Origin of the sequence: Ruegeria sp. HKCCD7251 (assembly GCF_013031165.1) — a bacterium.
Taxonomy (GTDB): Bacteria; Pseudomonadota; Alphaproteobacteria; order Rhodobacterales; family Rhodobacteraceae; genus Ruegeria.
This window is the reverse complement of sequence record NZ_WPZC01000001.1, coordinates 537,890-556,703: the sequence shown is the minus strand read 5'-3', so window position 1 is coordinate 556,703 and position 18,814 is coordinate 537,890. Positions and strand designations below refer to the sequence as shown.

At 58.2% G+C, this 18,814-nt stretch carries 19 protein-coding genes; 11 read left to right on the top strand and 8 right to left on the bottom strand.

Annotation, left to right across the window (positions count from 1 at the left end; all coding sequences use genetic code 11):
• Positions 1–31: 31 nt before the first annotated feature.
• Positions 32–1,525: an exodeoxyribonuclease VII large subunit gene (xseA, locus tag GOX75_RS02745; protein ID WP_171121066.1), complete on the top strand. Its 1,494-nt coding sequence runs from the start codon at positions 32–34 to the stop codon at positions 1,523–1,525.
• 8 nt (positions 1,526–1,533) lie between these two features.
• On the opposite strand, the gene GOX75_RS02740 is transcribed toward xseA, so the two are convergent.
• On the bottom strand, positions 1,534–1,929 hold the full coding sequence (locus GOX75_RS02740; RefSeq protein WP_254428679.1) for a hypothetical protein: 396 nt from the start codon (positions 1,927–1,929) through the stop codon (positions 1,534–1,536).
• Positions 1,930–2,065: 136 nt separating this feature from the next.
• On the opposite strand from GOX75_RS02740, the gene GOX75_RS02735 reads away from it, so the two are divergent.
• The 5 genes from GOX75_RS02735 to GOX75_RS02715 all read left to right on the top strand — a co-directional run bounded on the left by GOX75_RS02735 (position 2,066) and on the right by GOX75_RS02715 (position 6,324).
• A complete protein-coding gene (locus GOX75_RS02735; protein ID WP_171121064.1) occupies positions 2,066–2,701 on the top strand; it encodes a lysoplasmalogenase in 636 nt (211 codons plus the stop codon).
• 58 nt (positions 2,702–2,759) lie between these two features.
• Positions 2,760–3,902: a signal recognition particle-docking protein FtsY gene (ftsY, locus tag GOX75_RS02730; protein ID WP_171121062.1), complete on the top strand. Its 1,143-nt coding sequence runs from the start codon at positions 2,760–2,762 to the stop codon at positions 3,900–3,902.
• Positions 3,903–3,992: 90 nt separating this feature from the next.
• Positions 3,993–4,895: an EamA family transporter gene (locus tag GOX75_RS02725; protein WP_171121060.1), complete on the top strand. Its 903-nt coding sequence runs from the start codon at positions 3,993–3,995 to the stop codon at positions 4,893–4,895.
• A gap of 16 nt (positions 4,896–4,911) precedes the next feature.
• On the top strand, positions 4,912–5,517 hold the full coding sequence (locus GOX75_RS02720) for an inner membrane-spanning protein YciB (RefSeq protein WP_171121058.1): 606 nt from the start codon (positions 4,912–4,914) through the stop codon (positions 5,515–5,517).
• A gap of 138 nt (positions 5,518–5,655) precedes the next feature.
• Complete coding sequence (locus tag GOX75_RS02715) at positions 5,656–6,324, top strand: Crp/Fnr family transcriptional regulator (protein WP_171121056.1); 669 nt, start codon at positions 5,656–5,658, stop codon at positions 6,322–6,324.
• A 215-nt stretch (positions 6,325–6,539) separates the two neighbouring features.
• Here the strand turns inward: GOX75_RS02715 and GOX75_RS02710 are convergent, their stop codons facing one another.
• The 6 genes from GOX75_RS02710 to rpiA all read right to left on the bottom strand — a co-directional run bounded on the left by GOX75_RS02710 (position 6,540) and on the right by rpiA (position 12,729).
• On the bottom strand, positions 6,540–8,069 hold the full coding sequence (locus GOX75_RS02710; protein WP_171121054.1) for a Do family serine endopeptidase: 1,530 nt from the start codon (positions 8,067–8,069) through the stop codon (positions 6,540–6,542).
• 92 nt (positions 8,070–8,161) lie between these two features.
• The gene (locus tag GOX75_RS02705; RefSeq protein WP_170482677.1) at positions 8,162–8,356 is read right to left on the bottom strand and encodes a DUF2065 domain-containing protein; all 195 of its coding nucleotides are present in this window, start codon (positions 8,354–8,356) and stop codon (positions 8,162–8,164) included.
• Positions 8,356–9,234 (bottom strand): protease modulator HflC, encoded by an 879-nt coding sequence (gene hflC / locus GOX75_RS02700; protein ID WP_170482680.1) that lies wholly within the window; start codon positions 9,232–9,234, stop codon positions 8,356–8,358. The genes GOX75_RS02705 and hflC overlap by 1 nt, the downstream gene beginning before the upstream one ends.
• Complete coding sequence (gene hflK, locus GOX75_RS02695) at positions 9,234–10,379, bottom strand: FtsH protease activity modulator HflK (RefSeq protein ID WP_171121052.1); 1,146 nt, start codon at positions 10,377–10,379, stop codon at positions 9,234–9,236. Before hflK ends, hflC begins: the two co-directional genes overlap by 1 nt.
• Before the next feature lie 72 nt (positions 10,380–10,451).
• Entirely contained in the window at positions 10,452–11,810 is a 1,359-nt protein-coding gene (gene gor / locus GOX75_RS02690; RefSeq protein ID WP_171121050.1) for a glutathione-disulfide reductase, read from the bottom strand.
• Between the two features lie 133 nt (positions 11,811–11,943).
• Positions 11,944–12,729 (bottom strand): ribose-5-phosphate isomerase RpiA, encoded by a 786-nt coding sequence (rpiA, locus tag GOX75_RS02685; RefSeq protein WP_171121048.1) that lies wholly within the window; start codon positions 12,727–12,729, stop codon positions 11,944–11,946.
• A 166-nt stretch (positions 12,730–12,895) separates the two neighbouring features.
• Here rpiA and GOX75_RS02680 point away from each other — a divergent pair, with 166 nt between their 5' ends.
• From GOX75_RS02680 to GOX75_RS02665, 4 genes are all read left to right on the top strand, one after another.
• Positions 12,896–13,597 carry a glutathione S-transferase family protein gene (locus GOX75_RS02680; RefSeq protein WP_171121046.1) on the top strand — a complete coding sequence of 234 codons (702 nt, stop codon included), beginning with the start codon at positions 12,896–12,898 and terminating at the stop codon, positions 13,595–13,597.
• 1 nt (position 13,598) lies between these two features.
• Positions 13,599–14,972, top strand: a complete 1,374-nt coding sequence (locus GOX75_RS02675) for an L-serine ammonia-lyase (RefSeq protein ID WP_171121044.1) — start codon at positions 13,599–13,601, stop codon at positions 14,970–14,972.
• A gap of 147 nt (positions 14,973–15,119) precedes the next feature.
• Positions 15,120–15,422, top strand: a complete 303-nt coding sequence (locus GOX75_RS02670; protein WP_371808134.1) for a GFA family protein — start codon at positions 15,120–15,122, stop codon at positions 15,420–15,422.
• Positions 15,423–15,432: 10 nt separating this feature from the next.
• A complete protein-coding gene (locus GOX75_RS02665) occupies positions 15,433–16,347 on the top strand; it encodes a DMT family transporter (RefSeq protein WP_171121042.1) in 915 nt (304 codons plus the stop codon).
• Here the strand turns inward: GOX75_RS02665 and GOX75_RS02660 are convergent.
• Entirely contained in the window at positions 16,292–16,978 is a 687-nt protein-coding gene (locus GOX75_RS02660; RefSeq protein WP_254428678.1) for a thiamine diphosphokinase, read from the bottom strand. The genes GOX75_RS02665 and GOX75_RS02660 overlap by 56 nt on opposite strands.
• Before the next feature lie 144 nt (positions 16,979–17,122).
• On the opposite strand from GOX75_RS02660, the gene GOX75_RS02655 reads away from it, so the two are divergent.
• A complete protein-coding gene (locus tag GOX75_RS02655; protein WP_171121038.1) occupies positions 17,123–18,799 on the top strand; it encodes a hypothetical protein in 1,677 nt (558 codons plus the stop codon).
• The last annotated feature ends 15 nt before the right edge of the window (positions 18,800–18,814 follow it).

Sequence of the window (18,814 nt, the reverse complement as noted above, 5' to 3'; positions counted from 1 at the left end):
GCTGGGCAGGCATTTGACACAAGGCGCTGAAATGTCCGACCTGCTTGACGACCCCATTCCCGGCCAAAACACCCCCGAATACAGCGTTTCGGACATTTCAGGAGAGGTTAAGCGCACGCTTGAAGGCGCGTTTGGCCGAATCCGTGTGCGCGGCGAGGTCGGACGCGTGTTCAAAGCGCGCTCGGGCCATCTGTATTACGACATCAAGGATGACCGAAACGTGCTGGCGTGCACCACGTGGAAGGGCCAAATCTCGGGCTTGTCCGTGGTGCCGGAAGAAGGGCTTGAGGTTGTTGTAACCGGTCGCCTCACAGCTTTCGGTGCACAATCCAAGTACAACCTGAATGTCGATGAAGTCGCGGTCGCCGGACAAGGTGCCCTGATGGCGCTGCTGGAAAAACGCAAGAAACAGCTTGAAGCCGAAGGGCTATTCGCGCCAGAGCGCAAGAAGGTTCTGCCCTACCTGCCGCAGATCATCGGCGTTGTGACATCACCATCAGGCGCTGTGATCCGCGATATCCTGCACCGTCTGCGCGACCGGTTTCCGCGCAAGGTGCTGATCTGGCCGGTGGCCGTACAGGGATCAAACTGCGCACCCGAAGTGGCGAACGCCATTCAGGGATTCAACCGAATGACCCCCGGAGGCACCCTGCCGCGTCCCGATCTGATCATTGTCGCCCGTGGCGGTGGGTCGATCGAAGACCTGTGGGGCTTTAACGAAGAAGTCGTCGCGCGCGCCGCCGCCGCCTCGGATATTCCACTGATTTCGGCCGTGGGGCACGAAACAGATACAACACTGATCGACTTCGTTTCTGACCGACGCGCACCCACGCCGACGGCCGCAGCGGAACTGGCGGTTCCCGTTCGTATGGAACTGTTGGCCTGGACCGGAGAACAAGGCGCGCGTCTTTCCCGTTCGGCCACAGACGCGGTTCAACGCCGCGCCCAGCGTTTGCGCGATCTGTCCCGGGCCTTGCCACGACCGGATACCTTGTTGAACATTCCGCGCCAACGCCTTGATCTTGTTGCAGATAGGCTGGCACCCGCGCTTGACCGAAGTGTTCAGAACCGGCGTTTGCGTGTCGTTGAGATCTCTGCACATCTGCGTCCGGCCACGCTGCGCAATCTGGTGGCGGCGCGGCAAGAGGCCGTTCGCAACCTGTCTTCCCGGCTGACCCTGCGGCCAATCCAGCGCGAGATCGAAGCGCAGCGAAATAACGTCACCCGACTGGCGGAACGCCTGAGCGGCGCGCAGACCGCACGTCTCGACCGGATGCGCCAGAATCTTGAGGCGACGGACCGTCTGCGCGAAACACTCAGCTACAAAGCGACGTTAGAAAGGGGCTACGCAGTGGTGCGCGCAGAAGGTCAGGTCCTGACGACCAAAGAACAGGCTGGAAAGCACGCTTCCTTCGAGATCGAGTTCGCGGACGGTGTGCTAAGTACAGGTCAGGCAAACCCGTCACGTCCATCGCAGAAGAAAACGCCATCAAAGGATACTCCGGACCAGGGATCGCTATTTTAAGGGGCGCGCTAAACGCCGACGTCGGGGCCGTGGCAGACCATTTCCTCGTCGATCTCATCGGCTTCATACAGCTCGGTTCTGTCCGGGTTCCCTTCAAACTGAGCGATCAAGCCGCTCCCCGAATCCGTGAACACCCAGCATTGCGGATCCAGACGATCCTCGTACAGGAAACATATCTGGCCGCTTTGCTCGTACCAAACACCTTCCTTGCAGTCCCCATCCAAAAAAGACCATATAACTCTGCGGTTTGGCAGGTAACGTTCAACCCCGTAAACCTGCCCCTGAAACCCGTAGAACAGAGTTTTCCCGCGTGTGTATGCATCAAATTCCGATCCCGAAAGACCAGGCTCCGCGCCCACAGCCGGACCGGACATTACCATCAGAATCGCGATAGACCTCAGCATATGATCATCTTCGCAGATGTGGTGCAGCAACGCCAACTCTGCGCGCAACGCACGACTTACCCAACTTAACAGGTTGAGGTAATGCCGAGTTCCCGGCGACGCTGTTCAAAAAACCATATTACGGGAGAGCCGCCAAATGACCGCCCTGTTTCTGATCGCCGCAGCCTGCGCGCTTGCGTATTTGCCGATGTCACCGAAACCCGCAAGTTGGCCGAGGTCAGTCCTAAAGACGCTGTCGGTTGCCATACTTGCGCTTATCGCAGCCCGACAGGGCGCGCCACTGTTGCTGACCACAGCTCTGGCTCTCTGCGCGGTCGGCGACGCATTACTGTCTCGGGACTCCGACGCCACATTCATGGCCGGCATCGGTGCTTTTGCTGCCGGACACTTGGCCTATATCGCTTTGTTTCTGTCCCATCCGTCCAGCGAAACAGCGCTTATCTTCGACAGGCCCGGCTTCTTCTGGTCGCTGATTATATTAGGCATCGTTGCCGTAACCTTGCTCGCCCCCCGCGCCGGAGAGTTAAAGGTGCCCGTTCTTGGATATATCCCGATTATCCTCGGTATGGGTCTTACCGTTTTGGCAGTGCCCGACATCGGCCCTTTGCGTTGGGCGTTGCCCGCAGCGTTGGCCTTTATCGCGTCCGACCTGATCCTAGCGACGGAAAAGTTCCTGCTGCCCCAAAATCATCCAAGCCTCCGCCTCACGCCTTACATGGTGTGGATATTGTACTGGGGCGCTCAGGCCGGGTTGTTGATTGCCTTTCTGTGACCCTTTGCAACTGGTTCAAATCCGCATTAGGTGAGAGGAACATCTGCGGAGACCAAAAATGGCGTTTTTCTCAAAGCTCAAGGACAAGCTGTTCAAATCCTCGTCCCGACTCGAACAGGGGTTGGACGCCATCATTGAAGATGGCGGCGAAGAAACAACAGCCCCTAACCCTGTCATCCCCGAGCCAGAGCCGCAGCCAGAACCCGTACCTGAAGTTCCGCAGCCACAGCCTCAACCGCAACCTGTTGAAACCCCTGAACCAGTTCCGGCAGACCCAATGCCAGCCCCCCCGCCACCTGAGGCCGCACCGTCCAAAGGTGTTCTGGCGCGGATGTTCAGCCGAAACGAGGCAAAAACCGTTATTCGCCGCACGCTTGACGACGACATGCTGGAACAACTCGAAGAGCTGTTGATCGCCTCGGACATGGGTGTAGACACCGCCTTGCGCGTCACCTCCAACATGGCCGAAGGACGTTTGGGCCGCAAACTTTCAACACAGGAAATCAAACAGCTGCTGGCACAGGAAGTTTCCCGCGTGATGGAGCCTGTCGCCAAACCGCTGCCGATCTACCCCAAGCGCCCTCAGGTGGTGCTTGTGGTCGGCGTGAACGGATCCGGAAAGACCACAACAATCGGCAAACTCGCAAGCCAGTTCAAAGCTGCAGGCAAAAAGGTCGTAATTGCAGCGGGCGACACATTCAGGGCTGCGGCGGTCGAACAGCTTCAAGTCTGGGGCGAACGTGCCGGCGTGCCCGTCCTTACAGCGCCCGAAGGATCCGACCCCGCCTCTCTCGCATTCGATGCCCTCACGCGCGCGCAAGAGGACGGAGCAGACCTGCTGATGATCGACACCGCTGGCCGCCTGCAAAACCGCGCCGATTTGATGGAAGAGCTCGCCAAAATCGTCCGCGTCATCCGCAAGGTCGACGAAACCGCTCCGCATAACACCCTTTTGGTGCTGGACGCGACCACCGGGCAAAATGCACTCAGTCAGGTCGAGACATTTCGCAAGCTGGCCGATGTCTCGGGTCTTGTGATGACCAAATTGGACGGCACGGCCAAAGGCGGCGTTCTGGTGGCGCTCGCGGACAAATTTGGCCTACCGATCCACGCGATCGGCGTTGGGGAGCAGATCGACGACCTTGCCCCCTTCGACCCTGAAGAATTCGCCGCCGCCCTCACCGGCCTTGACCAAAGCTGATCCACCGCTTCATCTGGCTAAAAATATCCTCGGGGGGTGTGGGGGGCAGACAGCCCCCCACACTCACCTCCCAACGCAAAGATCCGACACTTGAGCGACTGGCTGATCTCACTCGAAGGCACCGAAGCAGGCCATCAGCTCGCGCTGGGATTGGCATTGATGGCGGCGTTCCTTCACGCGGCTTTCGGAGCATTGCAGAAGGGTCGTCACGATCCCTGGCTGTCCCGTGGTGCCATCGACGCGTGTTACTGCCTGATGGCAGCGCCCTTTGCCTTTTTCGTCGTGCCGTGGCCAGAGCCCTACATGTGGCCCATCTTCGCCGTCGTGTGGCTGATTCACATCGTCTACAAAACGCTACAGGCTATGGCTTATACCAAAGGCTCATACACCGTCGTTTACCCGGTCGTCCGTGGAACCGGCCCCTTGTTCACCGTTATCGGCGCCTACCTGCTGTTCGGTGAGACTTTTACCGGCATCCAATGGCTGGGTGTCGCGGTTTTGCTGGCCGGCATATTCGGACTGGCGGCCTACAACTTCCGCTTTCTCGAAACCAACCGCGAAACGCTTGGGATCGCCCTGGCGCTGGCAATCGCCACCGGATTGTTCGTAGCGCTTTACACAACCTATGACGCTTATGGCATACGCGCGACCGCCGACCCTTTCACCTTTTTGGCCTGGTTCTTCATGATCGACGGCGCCACCATGCCCATTTACGCCTTCCTGAGATGGCGTGCGATGGTCAACCGGCCCGCGATCGGTCCTTTGATGCTGCGCGGTTTGGCTGGTGGCATCATTGCCCCGCTGTCCTTTGGCTCTATCATGCTGGCAACGCGATTGGACAAAGTTGGCGAGGCTGCCGTTCTGCGCGAAACCTCGACCGTCTTTGCTGCCCTGATCGGCTGGCTGATTCTGAAAGAAACCGTTGGGCCAAGGCGGATCGCTTTGATGGCATTGATTGCATTAGGCGCCGTAATCGTTGAAATGGGCGGGTAAACAGCAGGAAACTGACATGACAGGCAAGAAAGAAATCAATCCATTTCTAAAGCAGGTGCTGGAACTTGGCCCTCCGCTGGCCTTTTTCTTCATCTACCTACGCTTGCGGGATGACAGTTTCGAGCTTGCCGGAACTGAATATTCCGGGTTCATCGTCGCGACCATCATCTTCGTGCCCCTGTTGCTGTCTGCAATGGCCGTGCTATGGTACCTGACCGGGAAACTCAGCCGGATGCAGATATTCACCGCGTTCATGGTCATTTTCTTCGGCGGCCTGACAGCCTGGTTCAATGACGAACGGTTTTTCAAGATGAAAACCACGCTGGTCTACGGGTTCTTTTCGATCATCCTTGGCATCGGATTGCTGCAGGGTAAATCCTATCTCGCCTATGTTCTCGATGAAATGCTTCCCATGCGCAACGAGGGCTGGATGATCCTCACGCGCCGACTGTGCGGGTGTTTTGCAGTTCTAGCCGTGGCCAACGAATTGGTCTGGCGCACGATGTCCACCGACCTTTGGGTCAAGATCGAAACGTTCGGGTTTCCGATCGCGTTGATGGTCTTTCTCATGCTTCAGTTCAGCATGCTACAAAGCTATATGGACGACCCCGATCATCAGTAAACCGGGTGGTCGAACCGGTCCTGTGGAGCGCCAACGCACAGCCAACTTTCGGAATTCGCATAAAATCCTTGGCTAAACGTCATAGCTGTGGAAAGTTGTGGGACCACTCACCATTGGCAGCCGGAGCACCACATCCACATGACGGCCATCCCAAACAGCGGCTTTTTGGCCGAGGCGTCTGACAGGCTCAGGGCCATGCTTTCTGCCCAGGCGACAGAAATTTCGCTTGAACAGGGTGAGACCCTGTTTGAACAAGGTGACGAAGGTGACTCACTTTACGCCCTCACTGAGGGCACATTGGAAGTGTCCTTTCTGGCCATGAGTGGTCGAAAACTGTCATTGAGCCTGATGAAGCCGGGCGAAATCTTCGGTGAAATCGCCCTGTTCGACAACGGACCGCGCACCGCCACGATTGCGGCTGCTGAACCGTCCCGTGTTCTACGCGTCCGGCGCAGCGACGTAATGAACCAAATCCGTCAGCATCCCGATCTTGCGGTCGATTTGATCCGCCTTGCGGGATTGCGTATGCGTTGGATGGGATCGCAAATGAATGAGCAGGTCTTTCTGCCAATGCCCATCCGTTTGGCGCGTAAGCTGCTGCACCTGTCCGGCCTTCAGGACGACCCTGCCAAACGGATCACCCTGTCGCAGAGCGAACTGGCCGAGTTCGTTGGCGCGACACGGGAAGCCGTATCCAAAACAATCTCGACCTGGAAGCGCGATAACGTGGTCGAGGCATCACGCGGCGGTCTGATGATCCATGACTTCGAAGCCCTGCGCGAATTGGCGGAATCCGATCTGATCTGATCCGTTGTGACCTGCTTCACATACGACCGGCTGCGTTAAGACTATCTTCGTAATTGTTACCGTAGGAGGTCAGAGAATCATCCCCGATATCTGTCCACTGACCTCTCCCTGTATCAGAGCCACGCGCCTTCCCCGGCGTGTGGCTCACTTCTTTGCAGAACAGAAAAAAGGCCGGAGCAAACGCCCCGGCCCATTCATTCAAGTAGACCCGAATTTCACTCTTCCAAGCTTAGAGCCACAAATCGCGGGTCACCGCCACGGCGCACCAAAAGCAGCAGGGATTTCCGCCCAGCCTCTCGCGCTTCGTCCATCCGTGCTTCCAGATCTTCGACCGAAGTGACCTTTTGCTGGCCAGCCTCGGTGATGAGGTCACCCGAGCGCAATCCCTTTGCGTAGGCCTCCGAGGCTTCGTCAACCTGAGTTACAACCAAACCTTCGGCGTTTTCATCCAAGCCCATGTCGGTACGCATCTCATCCGTCAAAGGCGAGATCGTAAGACCCAGTATGTCGGCATTTTCCTCAACTGGCGCTTCTGACGTTTCTTCCTCGCCGTCCTCAGACCGCTCAGCGTCCTCACGCCGTCCGAGTGTCACCAGAACAGTCTGCGTTCCACCATCCCGGTGCACGACCACGCGGACCGACTTGCCCACTGTGGTTTCGCCAACCTGACGGACAAGGCCGCGCGTATCCTCGACCTCGACCCCATCGAAGCTGAGGATCACGTCACCAGCCAACAAACCGGCGTCTTTTGCCGGCCCGTCCGGCACATCGCTGATCAAAGCGCCACCCGGTTTGTCCAGTCCCATGGCTTCGGCCATATCCTCGGTCACGTCTTGAATGCGCACGCCCAGCCAGCCGCGGCGGGTCTCACCGAACTCACGCAGTTGGTCCACAACCTTAACGACAACATTCGATGCCATCGAAAACCCAATCCCGATCGAACCACCATTGGGCGACAGAATGGCCGTATTCACACCGATCACTTCGCCGTCCATGTTGAACAACGGCCCGCCCGAGTTACCTCGGTTAATCGCCGCATCGGTCTGAATGTAGTCGTCATAAGATCCGCTCAGCGCACGGTTGCGGGCCGATACGATCCCGGCTGAGACCGAAAATCCCTGACCCAACGGATTGCCCATCGCGATCACCCAATCGCCTACGCGGGCCACGTCGCTATCGCCAAATTTGACATATTGCAGCGGCCCCGTCGCCTCGACCTTGAGCAGCGCAATATCGGTTTTTTCGTCCGTGCCAATTACCTTGGCAGGCAATTCCTTCTTGGGCTGTCCGTCACCCGGAAAGAACTCGATCAGAATCTCATCCGCTTCGGCGATCACGTGGTTATTGGTGACGATGTAACCATCCTCTGAAATCACGAACCCCGACCCAAGCGCATTACTGCGTCGCGGGGCGTTCTCGCCATTATTGCCCCGGTCCTGAAACTCGCGGAAAAAATCTTCGAAGGGCGACCCTTCGGGAACGATGCCCTGCGGCCCGGTCTGATTTTCGATCAGGGTCGAGGTTGTGATGTTCACCACCGCCGGGCTGATCTTTTCGGCCAACGGCGCAAGGCTTTCCCCGCGCGCAAATGCTGCCGATGTCTGCGCCAGGATTATCAACATCCCCGCAAATGCCAGCCACATCAGCCGCAAAAAACCAACCCTGTCGTCCGCTCGGACGGAAATACTGCGCGCTTGTGCCTGCACTTGGGTACTCCTTGTCGTCAATTCTGCGGGATCGCGCATGAACGCCTCCCTCTTGGCAACTAATGTAGTCGGTTTAATCAGGCCCGCAACTGAGGATCGCGGGGAAATCACCTGCAATTGAAACCACGGCACTAAAACCCGACCTGATACGCGCCCCAAAGCAGGATAAAGCCGCTGACCACGCAAAGCAGCCCCGCCAGTCGTCGCGCCTGTTCAGGCAGCGATCGTAATGCTTCCAGCATCCGTTCAATAAGCGAAGGGGCCAGCGCATAGGCCAGCCCCTCGACAATCAGTACCAGCCCGAGGGCCAGAAGGATCATACCCATTACTGGGATGCCTGCCCTGTTGGTGACTTCAGATAGTTAAAGAACTCTGAATCCGGGCTCAGAACCATCGAACTGTTGCTGCCGCCCAACGCGCGCTCATAAGCGGACAGAGACCGATAGAATTCAAAGAACTCTGGGTCTTTGCCAAATGCTTCGGCGAAGATCGCGTTACGTTCAGCGTCAGCTTCACCGCGGATGATCTCTGCCTCGCGGTTGGCGTCCGAGACCAGTTCGACCACGGTACGATCAGCTTGCGCGCGCACACGCTGCGCCGCCTCGTTACCACGGGCGCGTTCGTCCGTCGCTTCACGCTCACGCTCGGCCTTCATCCGGTCGAATGTCGCCTCAAGGTTGGCCTGCGGCAGATCGGTCGCCTTCAGGCGCACGTCGATCACGTTCACGCCCAGCGCACGGGCTTCAGCAATCGCACTGTTGCGGATACGCAGCATCAGCGCCGCACGGTCCGAGCTCAGGATGTCGCGGGACGACACCGAACCCAGAACCTCACGCGTTTCGGCGCGCAGGATACGGTCCAGACGATCTTCGGCGACCGGAATGCCGCCGACACCAACGGCTTGACGGAACTGTTCCAGATCGGAAATCCGGTAGCGGGCAAAGGCATCAACGACCAGACGACGATCATCCAGAGGCGTGACCTCCAGCGGTTGCACGTCGATCGAAAGGATGCGGTCGTCATAGCGGACAACGTCCTGAATCAACGGGATTTTGAACGCCAGTCCAGGTTCTTCTTTGACGGCGACCACGCGACCGAACTGAAGGACCAGCGCGCGTTCACGTTCATCCACGATGAAAATCGAAGACAGACCAACAACGCCAATGATCACCAAGGCAATGAGGATAAGGGGTGATTTACGCATCAGTTGCTCTCCTCAGCCTGATTGCGGCGCAACTCATTGAGCGGCAGGTAAGGCACGACGCCCTGCCCCTGACCGGTCGAGTTTTCGTCCAGAATGATCTTGTCCACGTCGCCAAGCACCTGTTCCATCCGTTCCAGATACAGACGCTTGCGCGTCACGTCCGGAGCTTTGGAATATTCCTCCAGAACCGCGCTAAAGCGGCTGGCTTCACCTTGTGCGCTGTTGATCTGCTGCGCGCGATAGGCTTCGGCCTCTTCCAGAACCTGCGCGGCTTCACCACGTGCTTCGGCAAGAACGCGGTTGGCATAGGCGTCGGCCACGTTCTGCAAACGGTCACGTTCCTGCGCGGCGGCCTGAACGTCACGGAAGGCGGCGATCACGTCCTGCGGCGGGTCGGCCTTGTCAAAGTTGACGCGGATGATGTTCACGCCCGAATCGTAGCTGTCCATCGTTGTCTGAATCAGTTCCTGCAGGCGTTCGGCAATGACACCACGGTCACGGTTCAGGATCGGTGCCAGCTCGCTTTGCGCAATAATCTCGCGCATGGCCGATTCCGACACGGCGCGGATCGTCTGGCGCGGGTCACGCAGGTTAAAGAGGAACCTGGCCGGGTCGCTGATGTTCCAGACGACCTGATAGTCGATGTCGACCACGTTTTCGTCGCCGGTCAGCATCAGGCCATCATCGCTTCCGCGCGCACCGCCCATATCTTCGGTTTGTTCGCGCGTTACCGGGATAACCTCAGCCGTAACAAAGGGCCAAGGCGCAAAGTTCAGACCCGGATTGCCGACGGCTGAAAACTCACCCAAAAACAGTTCAACCGACTGTTCTTCGGGTTTGACGGTATAAAAACTGGCCGCACCCCAAAGAACCGCTGCAACGACCACGCCGATCAAAACGGTTCCCTTGGTGAAAATGGGACCGCCCCCGCCAGAGCCCTGCCCGTTTCCGCCCCGGCCTGAACCACCGCGACCGCCCATAAGGACGCGCAGTTGTTCCTGACCTTTTTTCATCAATTCGTCGATCTCGGGGATCTGCGGGCCGTCGCCTTCGGGCGGGCGTTGCCCGTTCCCGTTGTTACCCCGATTTCCTCCGCCACCCGAAGAGCCTCCGCCCCCCCAGGGGCCGCCGCTGTTGCCCGCCATATGTATATATTCCCTTGTGTTGGACCGTGTGATCACGGGTTCCCTTGTAACTTGTGTGCGCGCAGTTGCAAATCAAGCAGTGCGTACAGGTTGCCGCATTGTCACCAGCTCTTCTGCCATGACCGGGTGAACGGCGACGGTGCGGTCGAAATCTTCTTTGGTGGCGCACATTTTAACGGCGATACCTGCAAGCTGGATCATCTCGCCCGCGCCCGGTGCCACGATATGACAGCCCAGCACCTTACGGGTTTCCTGACTGACGATCAGCTTCATCAAAACCCGCTGCGTTCCACCTGCAAAAGCCTTCTGCATGGGTTTGAACGACGTGGCATAAACCTCGATTGGCTCCTGTGCGGCAGCCTCTTCTTCACTTAGGCCGACGGTTCCCATTTCAGGTTGTGTGAAGATCGCCGTTGGGATCAGCTCATGATCTACCGGGGTCGGATTGCCCTGGAAGACCGTTTCAACAAACGCCATGCCTTCGCGAATCGCTACCGGCGTCAGGTTCACCCGGTCAGTCACATCCCCAATGGCATAGATCGAGGGCACAGCGGTCTGGCTGTATTCATCAACGACGATTTCACCCTTGCGTCCGCGCGCAACGCCCAGCGCTTCAAGTCCAAGATCGTCGGCATTTGGGGCACGGCCCGTTGCGTACATGACCACATCGAACCGGTCCTCGGTACCGTCAGTGGCTTTCACACGGATCTGCTCGCCCTCTTTGGTCATCTCAAGCACGTTGGTCCCCAAACGGACGTCGATGCCGTTCTGGCGCATTTCTTCGCAGATCAGGCCACGGGCTTCTTCGTCAAAGCCCCGCAGGATTTGCGCACCCCGATAAAACTGAGTGGTTTTCACGCCCAACCCGTTCATGATCCCGGCAAATTCACTGGCGATATAGCCGCCTCCGACAATCAGGATGCTTTCGGGCAGCTTCTCCAGATGGAAAATCTCGTTCGATGTGATCGCCAGGTCCGACCCCGGAAAATCCGGCACAACCGGGCGGCCACCAGTGGCGATCAGGATATGCTTGGCGGTCTTGCGCGTTCCGTCCGCCAACTCGACAGTATGCGGATCAACTACATGAGCGCGCTGGTCAAAGCTTTCGACGCCGTTGTTCTTCAGGATATTACGATAAATACCTTCGAGCCGGTCAAGCTCAGCGACCAGCTTGCCGTGAAAGGTGTTCCAGTTGAATGCACCGGGCTGAATGTCCCAGCCATACGCCTGCGCGTCTTCGACCGTGCCCGAGAATTCGCTGGCAAACACCATCAGTTTCTTGGGCACGCATCCCCGGATGACACATGTACCGCCATAACGGTCTTCTTCTGCAAGTGCGACTTTTGCCCCGGTTTCCCCGGCAGCAACGCGCGCCGCGCGGACCCCGCCCGAGCCTCCGCCGATGACAAACAGATCATAGTCAAAGCTCATCCTGAGTTCCCTTGTTCTTTCAAGCCAAAATTCGTTGAGTATCTGGGGTCGATTACCAAACTGCTAACCCTTGATGTTTCAGAAAGTTCGCTGAGCTATTCGCGTTCGCGCAAAGTTCAGCTTAACCACCTTGTTAATCCGCAAGATCCGCGAACAGGTTTTCTCCGCCTTCAGTGGGCTGATCCACTTCGGTTGTCCCTTCGTTGATATCGCGCACTTCGACACGGCCATCCCCATAACCGATCACGATCTGGTCACAGATATCCACGAACAATCCGTTCTCAACCACACCGGGGACCTGGTTCAAGACCAATGCCAACTGCCGCACATTCCCAATACGCTGAAGGTGCAGATCCAGAATGTGGTTGCCTTCGTCAGTCACATACGGTGCTTGCCCGATCATGCGCAACGCGGTCGAGGTGCCCAACACATCCATCGTATCCAGCACTTCTTCGATCAAAGTGCGTGTTGTCTGCCAGCCGAATGGAATGACTTCGATCGGCAGTGGAAACGCGCCCAGCGTTTCAACCTCTTTGCCGGCATCTGCGATCACGACCATCTGATCACTGGCTGTGGCGACGATCTTTTCCTGCAGCAGCGCTCCGCCACCGCCTTTGATGAGGTTCAGTTCGCCGTCAAACTCATCCGCGCCATCAATGGTGATATCCAGCCATCCAGCCTGATCCAGAGAGACAACGTCAATCCCGACCTCACGGGCCAGTTGCGCCGTGCGGGTCGAAGTTGGCACACCCTTGATCTTCAGGTCTTCTTGCTGCGCCCGTTCCCCCAAACGGCGCACCATCCAGTCGGCAGTCGACCCGGTGCCAAGCCCGACGCGCATTCCGTCCTGCACCATGTCAGCCGCGCGGCGCGCGGCGACATATTTGGCTTTGTCGATGGGTGACAACTCTCCGATCATCGCCGTAAATCCTTATTTTGCTGCCGGACTTATACGGAATGCCTGCGGCGACTGCGAGAGCGAATAAAACATTTCGCAATGCTTGCGCGGCTGAAAACTACGCGTTTCCGATTGGAAACGTCGCAATCGATGGTTTCGCCTTCTGCGCAGCGGTGTACACAGCGTTATGAACGCGCGCTACCGTCTGCACTATGCCCCCGACAACGCCTCGCTGGTGATCCGGCTGGCGATGGAAGAGATGGGCCTGCCCTACGATACGGCTCTGGTCGATCGCAGTCAGAATGCACAAGACGGTGCGGCCTATCGCGCGCTGAACCCCAACGGTCTGATTCCGGTCCTCGAAACCCCTCAGGGCCCGATTTTTGAAACGGCCGCGATTTTGCTTTGGCTGGCCGACACCCATTCACAACTTGCACCTGCACCGCACAGCCCCGACCGGGCCGCGTTCTTGAAGTGGCTGTTCTTTGCATCGAACACTCTACACGCTGACCTGCGCATCCTTTTTTATGCAGAAAAATACATTGAGGCAGCGCAGGCCGATCCTTTGCGCGCAGGAATACGCCAGAGATTGCGCCAGCACCTTCAGGTTCTGGAAGCCACAGCAGAGCAAACCCCGGACTGGCTGCACCCCGAGAAACCCTCGGTTCTAACGTATTACCTCGCTTGCCAGATGCGTTGGATGGCCCTCTACCCCGCGCAGTCCGACCGCAGTTGGTATCAAGTGCTTGATACACCGCGCCTGCGCGACGTGCTTATGCACCTGGAAACCCGCCCTGCGACCCGCGCGGTTATCAAAGCCGAAGGGTTGGGGGTTACACCGTTTACTTCTCCGACTTATGCTAACCCTCCAGAAGGCTCCGCTACCTGATATGTTCCTGTCTGTCTTCGATATGTTCAAAGTGGGCATCGGCCCGTCCTCGTCGCACACAATGGGTCCGATGGTGGCCGCGGCACGTTTTCTGGACCTTATGCGCGATTCTCCGTTCGAATTTGCGGGCCTGCGCGGCTCGCTGCACGGCTCTCTTGCTTTTACAGGTGTTGGGCACGCCACGGACCGCGCGACGATACTGGGGCTGGCTGGATTTGTTCCCGATACTTACGACAATGAAAAAGCCGAAGCCGCGCTGCTGGCCATCAAAGAGAGCCACAGCGTTACCCCCGATGGTTTGCCGACGCTGCATTTCGACCCCAAGGCGGATTTGGTCTTTGATTACGATCACACCCTACCGGGCCACGCCAACGGCATGATCCTGATGGCCACGGACGCACAAGGCGACGTAATCCTGCGGCAGGTCTACTATTCGATCGGGGGCGGGTTTGTCCTGACCGAAGAAGAACTGGCCGCAGGCAAAGCCACCGACGAAGGCGCCCCCGTCCCCTTTCCGTTCAAATCGGCGGTCGAAATGCTGGACATGGCCAAGGCCAGCGGCAAAAACATCGCCGAGATGAAGCGCGCCAATGAGATCGCGCGCGGGTGCGCCGACAGTTTTGCCAAAGGCTCGGCCCGTCTGTGGCAAGTCATGAACGACTGTATCGAGCGCGGCCTGCACACCGATGGCATTCTGCCCGGTGGCCTGAGCGTGCGCCGCCGCGCTAAGGGTATCCACGACGCGCTTCAGGCTGAACGAGGGATGAACCTGAATGCCCCGCACACCATCAACGATTGGATGAGCGTTTACGCCATGGCCGTAAACGAGGAAAACGCCGCCGGTGGTCAGGTCGTAACAGCGCCAACAAACGGCGCTGCCGGGGTTCTGCCTGCGGTCCTGCGCTATTACCTCGATCACGTGCCCGGTGCTTCGGAAACGCATATTGAGGATTTCTTGCTGACTGCGGCTGCCATTGGCGGGCTGGTCAAGTTCAACGCGTCGATCTCGGGTGCCGAAGCTGGGTGTCAGGCCGAGGTTGGCAGCGCCTCGGCAATGGCTGCGGCGGGGCTGTGCGCTGTGATGGGTGGCACGCCTGAGCAAGTGGAAAACGCGGCTGAAATTGCGTTGGAGCACCACTTGGGCATGACCTGTGACCCGGTCGCGGGGCTGGTTCAGGTTCCCTGTATCGAGCGCAACGGGTTGGGCGCAATCAAAGCAGTTTCCGCAGCGTCTTTAGCGTTGCGCGGTGATGGTCGTCACTTTGTCCCCTTGGACGCAGTCATCGAAACCATGCGCCAAACCGGGCATGACATGCATGAAAAGTACAAAGAAACATCGTTGGGTGGTCTGGCCGTGAACGTGCCCAATTGTTGAGCCCCGAGTCGGAGGAGCCTTATGCACGGACACTGCCTATGTGGTTCTATAACCTTTGAGGTCGATCCCCCTGCCCTGTCCTGCGTGACCTGCCACTGCGACAGTTGCCGACGGCAATGCGCCGCACCAATGACAACATAATTCGGGGTGCGCGACGGCCAGTGGCGCTGGACGGGCAAGGAACCAAAGACCTTTACGTCTTCGCCCGGCGTTGAACGCAGTTTCTGCCCGGAATGCGGCACGCCGATCTCGTTTCGGTCTCAGGCGATGTCGGGCATCCTGCATCTATACGTCGCGACGCTGGACAATCCCGACGCTTTGCAGCCGACGCTGCATGTAGCCCACGAAGAAAAGCTGGAATGGCTTAGGCTGAATGACGATCTGCCGGTCTGCATTGGGCCAGACTACACCCAAGTACAGCCCTTGCCCGAATACCCCCATTCAACTTAGCGTCGCGGGCATGACACAGGATCGCCCCGTCTTCGGCATCGTCTTGATGCTTGGGTTTTGCGTGCTCGCCCCCTTGGGCGACGCGATGGCCAAGCTTTTGGGTGAGACAACGCCCGTTGCGATGCTTGTCTTCGTCCGTTTCGCGGTGCAGGCGATGGTCCTGATCCCGCTGGTTGCTTTGACGGGACGACATTGGCGGATGCGGGGGCGCGTACTGCGCCTGACGGCCATTCGAACGATTTTGCACATTCTCGGTATCAGCGCGATGTTCAGCGCCCTGCAATATCTGCCGTTGGCCGACGCGGTGGCCATCGCCTTTGTCATGCCCTTCATCATGCTGTTGCTGGGCCGTTACGTGCTGGGCGAAGAAGTCGGCCTGAGGCGCCTTGTGGCCTGCGCCGTAGGTTTCGCGGGGACGCTGATGGTTATCCAGCCAAGCTTCATTCAGGTCGGAGCGGCTGCCCTTCTGCCCCTGGTCGTCGCCATCGTCTTTGCACTGTTCATGCTGGTCACGCGACAAATAGCGAAAGAGGCCGACCCGATTGCCCTTCAAGCTGTTTCGGGTGCGATGGCCACCATCATCATTTTGCCCGCCCTGATCGCTGGAACCGCGACGGAGGTCTGGCACCTTTCGCTGGTCGTCCCAACTGAAGGCACCCATTTCCTGTTCTTGGCGATAGGCCTGCTTGGGACCGTCGCGCATCTGTTTATGACGTGGTCACTGCGCTATGCGCCCTCGGCGACGCTGGCCCCGATGCAGTACCTTGAGATACCAGTCGCCACCCTGTTCGGCTGGCTGGTCTTTTTGGACCTGCCCAACGGCATGGCCGCGATCGGTATTACGATCACCGTTCTGGCCGGCCTCTATGTCATTCTGCGCGAACGGGCCAGCGCCCGATCTGCCCCGACTGAAACGCCTGCATAACCGTATCCAAAGCCGTCCTTGGGACCATTACCAACAACCCCGGCGTGTCCATGGTTAGCGTAACCTCAGATATTGCCCGGTTCGATGTCCCGACCACTCCGTCAGGTTCCAGGACCAGCGTGTCGATCGGCCATTCCAACCCCGTACTCCGCCCCGTTACCTGCTGAAATGGAAACAATGAGACGACGTCCCCCGGCGCAAGCGCAAGCCTGATGTTTGGCGGTGCGTGAAACACGACCTCATGCTCCCCCAACAGGACGCAGGGCCGATCCTGCCGCCTGACCAACCCGTTAAGCACGGCCAATTGGTGATCCAACCGCCCGCCAAGAAACCCGACCCCCAGGATCAACGGCGCGTCTACGCTGCGCAATGCCTTGTCAAAGTCCGTGCTGTCTTGTTCACGAATTGGAAACAGACGGTCGGATGGAATCTGCGCTTTGTGGGATGCCTCCAACGAATCGAAATCACCGATCACGGCCTCGGGGATATGTCCAGCCTCAAGCACCGGTATCGCTCCGCCATCGGCAGCTACGACCCTACCTGCGCGAATCAGCGCGATTTCCAGATCGCGGGGCCCAATTTGCCCGCCTCCGACCAGCACAATTGGCTCGTCAGAGCGCACAATTGGCATATTTTTTCTAAGATTGATCATTTTTCCCGGTTTTGGACACATTCAGACCACAAAATGATAGGTTTATAAGCAAAGTTTCGAACCAATAGGGGTGCCCGGACCTGGGCAGGTTGGTTCAGGTAGTTTGTAAAGGACGTGCGTCTGATGGTACAGAATAACAAGGTTTTAACCGTTTCCTACGGAACCTTCTCATGCACTTTGGAAGGCTTTGACGATTCCTTCGAAACGATGAAGGCCATCGCCGAGTACTTTCGCGACCTTGCTGCGGAAGACCGGTACTTTGGGTCAGAACCTCCCCAGCCCGACGCCGAGATGTTGGCCCGCATCGCGCAGCGCGACGCATCCACACGCGTGGAAGCCCGCCAGAACGAAAGCGGCCTTTTGCTGCGTGCAACCGAAGTTGCGGCAGCGCCTTCCGAACCTGCAACGCCAGTAGAGCAAGCGCCGAGCGCGGCAGAGCCGGAACAAGCCCCCGCTGTTTTCTTTGATGACGCGGAAGCGGTTGAAAACGCCCCTGCCCCGGCCGCTGACAGTATAGCCGCCAAGCTGCAGCGCATCCGTGCCGTCGTATCCCATACCGACGAGAATTCGGTCATTTACGCTGAGGACGAAGAAACGACGCTGATGAGAGAGGCCGCTGGCCCCTCGGATGCCGTCGCTGCCGCCTTTGAAGCCGGTTCGTTGAGCGCGGCAGACCTGCAGGAAGACGTCCCGGCAGAAGATGTTGCCCAAGCCGACGCAGCGCCGTTCGAAGCAGAGGACACCGCACCAATTGCCGAAGACGACCAGATGCCCACGGCCGAGGCGGCTCCCGAAGCCGTGGAACCGGTTGCTGAACTGGACGAGCTTGCCGAAGAATACGATCCGTCCATTGAGGCGGTGATTGAAGCCGTCGAAGATCTGGACGAAACCTCGGTGCTGCCCACCGAGGACGTGATCGAGGAAGAGATTGCCGAGACTGAAATCAAGCTTTCGGATGACGAACAAGACAAAGACGAAGAAATCCTCAATATCCTCAGCCAGGATGCCTCGGACAACGACGATGTCGAAATTGAAGAGACCGCTGCCGAAGAAGGTGTTCTGAGCGCGCAGGACGAAGAAAACCTCCTTAGCGAAATCTCTGAGGTTGAGGCGTTTCTTGCCAATCGTGCGAACGAACCCGCAGCCGATTCAGCGGCATCAGACCAGGACTTGACGCGCCTGATGGACAAAGCCGGTGTTCAGATGGACGATCCGGCGAACACACAGCGCGAGACCTATTCTCACCTCCGCGCGGCTGTAGCTGCAACCGAAGCAGAGCGCAAAGAACAGCCCGAGGCAGACGATGAGGAAGAAGAATATCGCAACCTGACATCGTCCGTAGTCAACCCTCGCCGCCCCGAGGTTCAGGTGACCAGCATGCGCCCGCAATCGAATACGCTGGCTCCGTTGAAGCTGGTGGCAGAACAACGCATTGACACTCACGACGAAGATGCCGGCCCCGTTACGCCCCGCCGTGTAAAGTCCGAGGATGAAGATCAGGCGAGCGAGGAAGGTGGATTTGCATCCTTCGCGCAAGAGCAAGGCGCGCAGTCCCTGCCCGATCTGCTTGAGGCCGCAGCGGCCTACCTGTCGTTCATCGAAGGTCAGGAGCAATTCTCGCGCCCGCAGTTGATGAATAAGATTCGCTCACTCAAGCAAGATGAGTTCAACCGCGAAGAAAGCCTGCGGTCCTTCGGTCAGTTGCTGCGCGACGGCAAGATCGAGAAAGCAGGCGGCGGACGATTTGCAGCGTCAAACCAGATTGGCTTTCGCCCAAATGACGAACGCGCCGCTGGCTGACCATATACAAGCTTG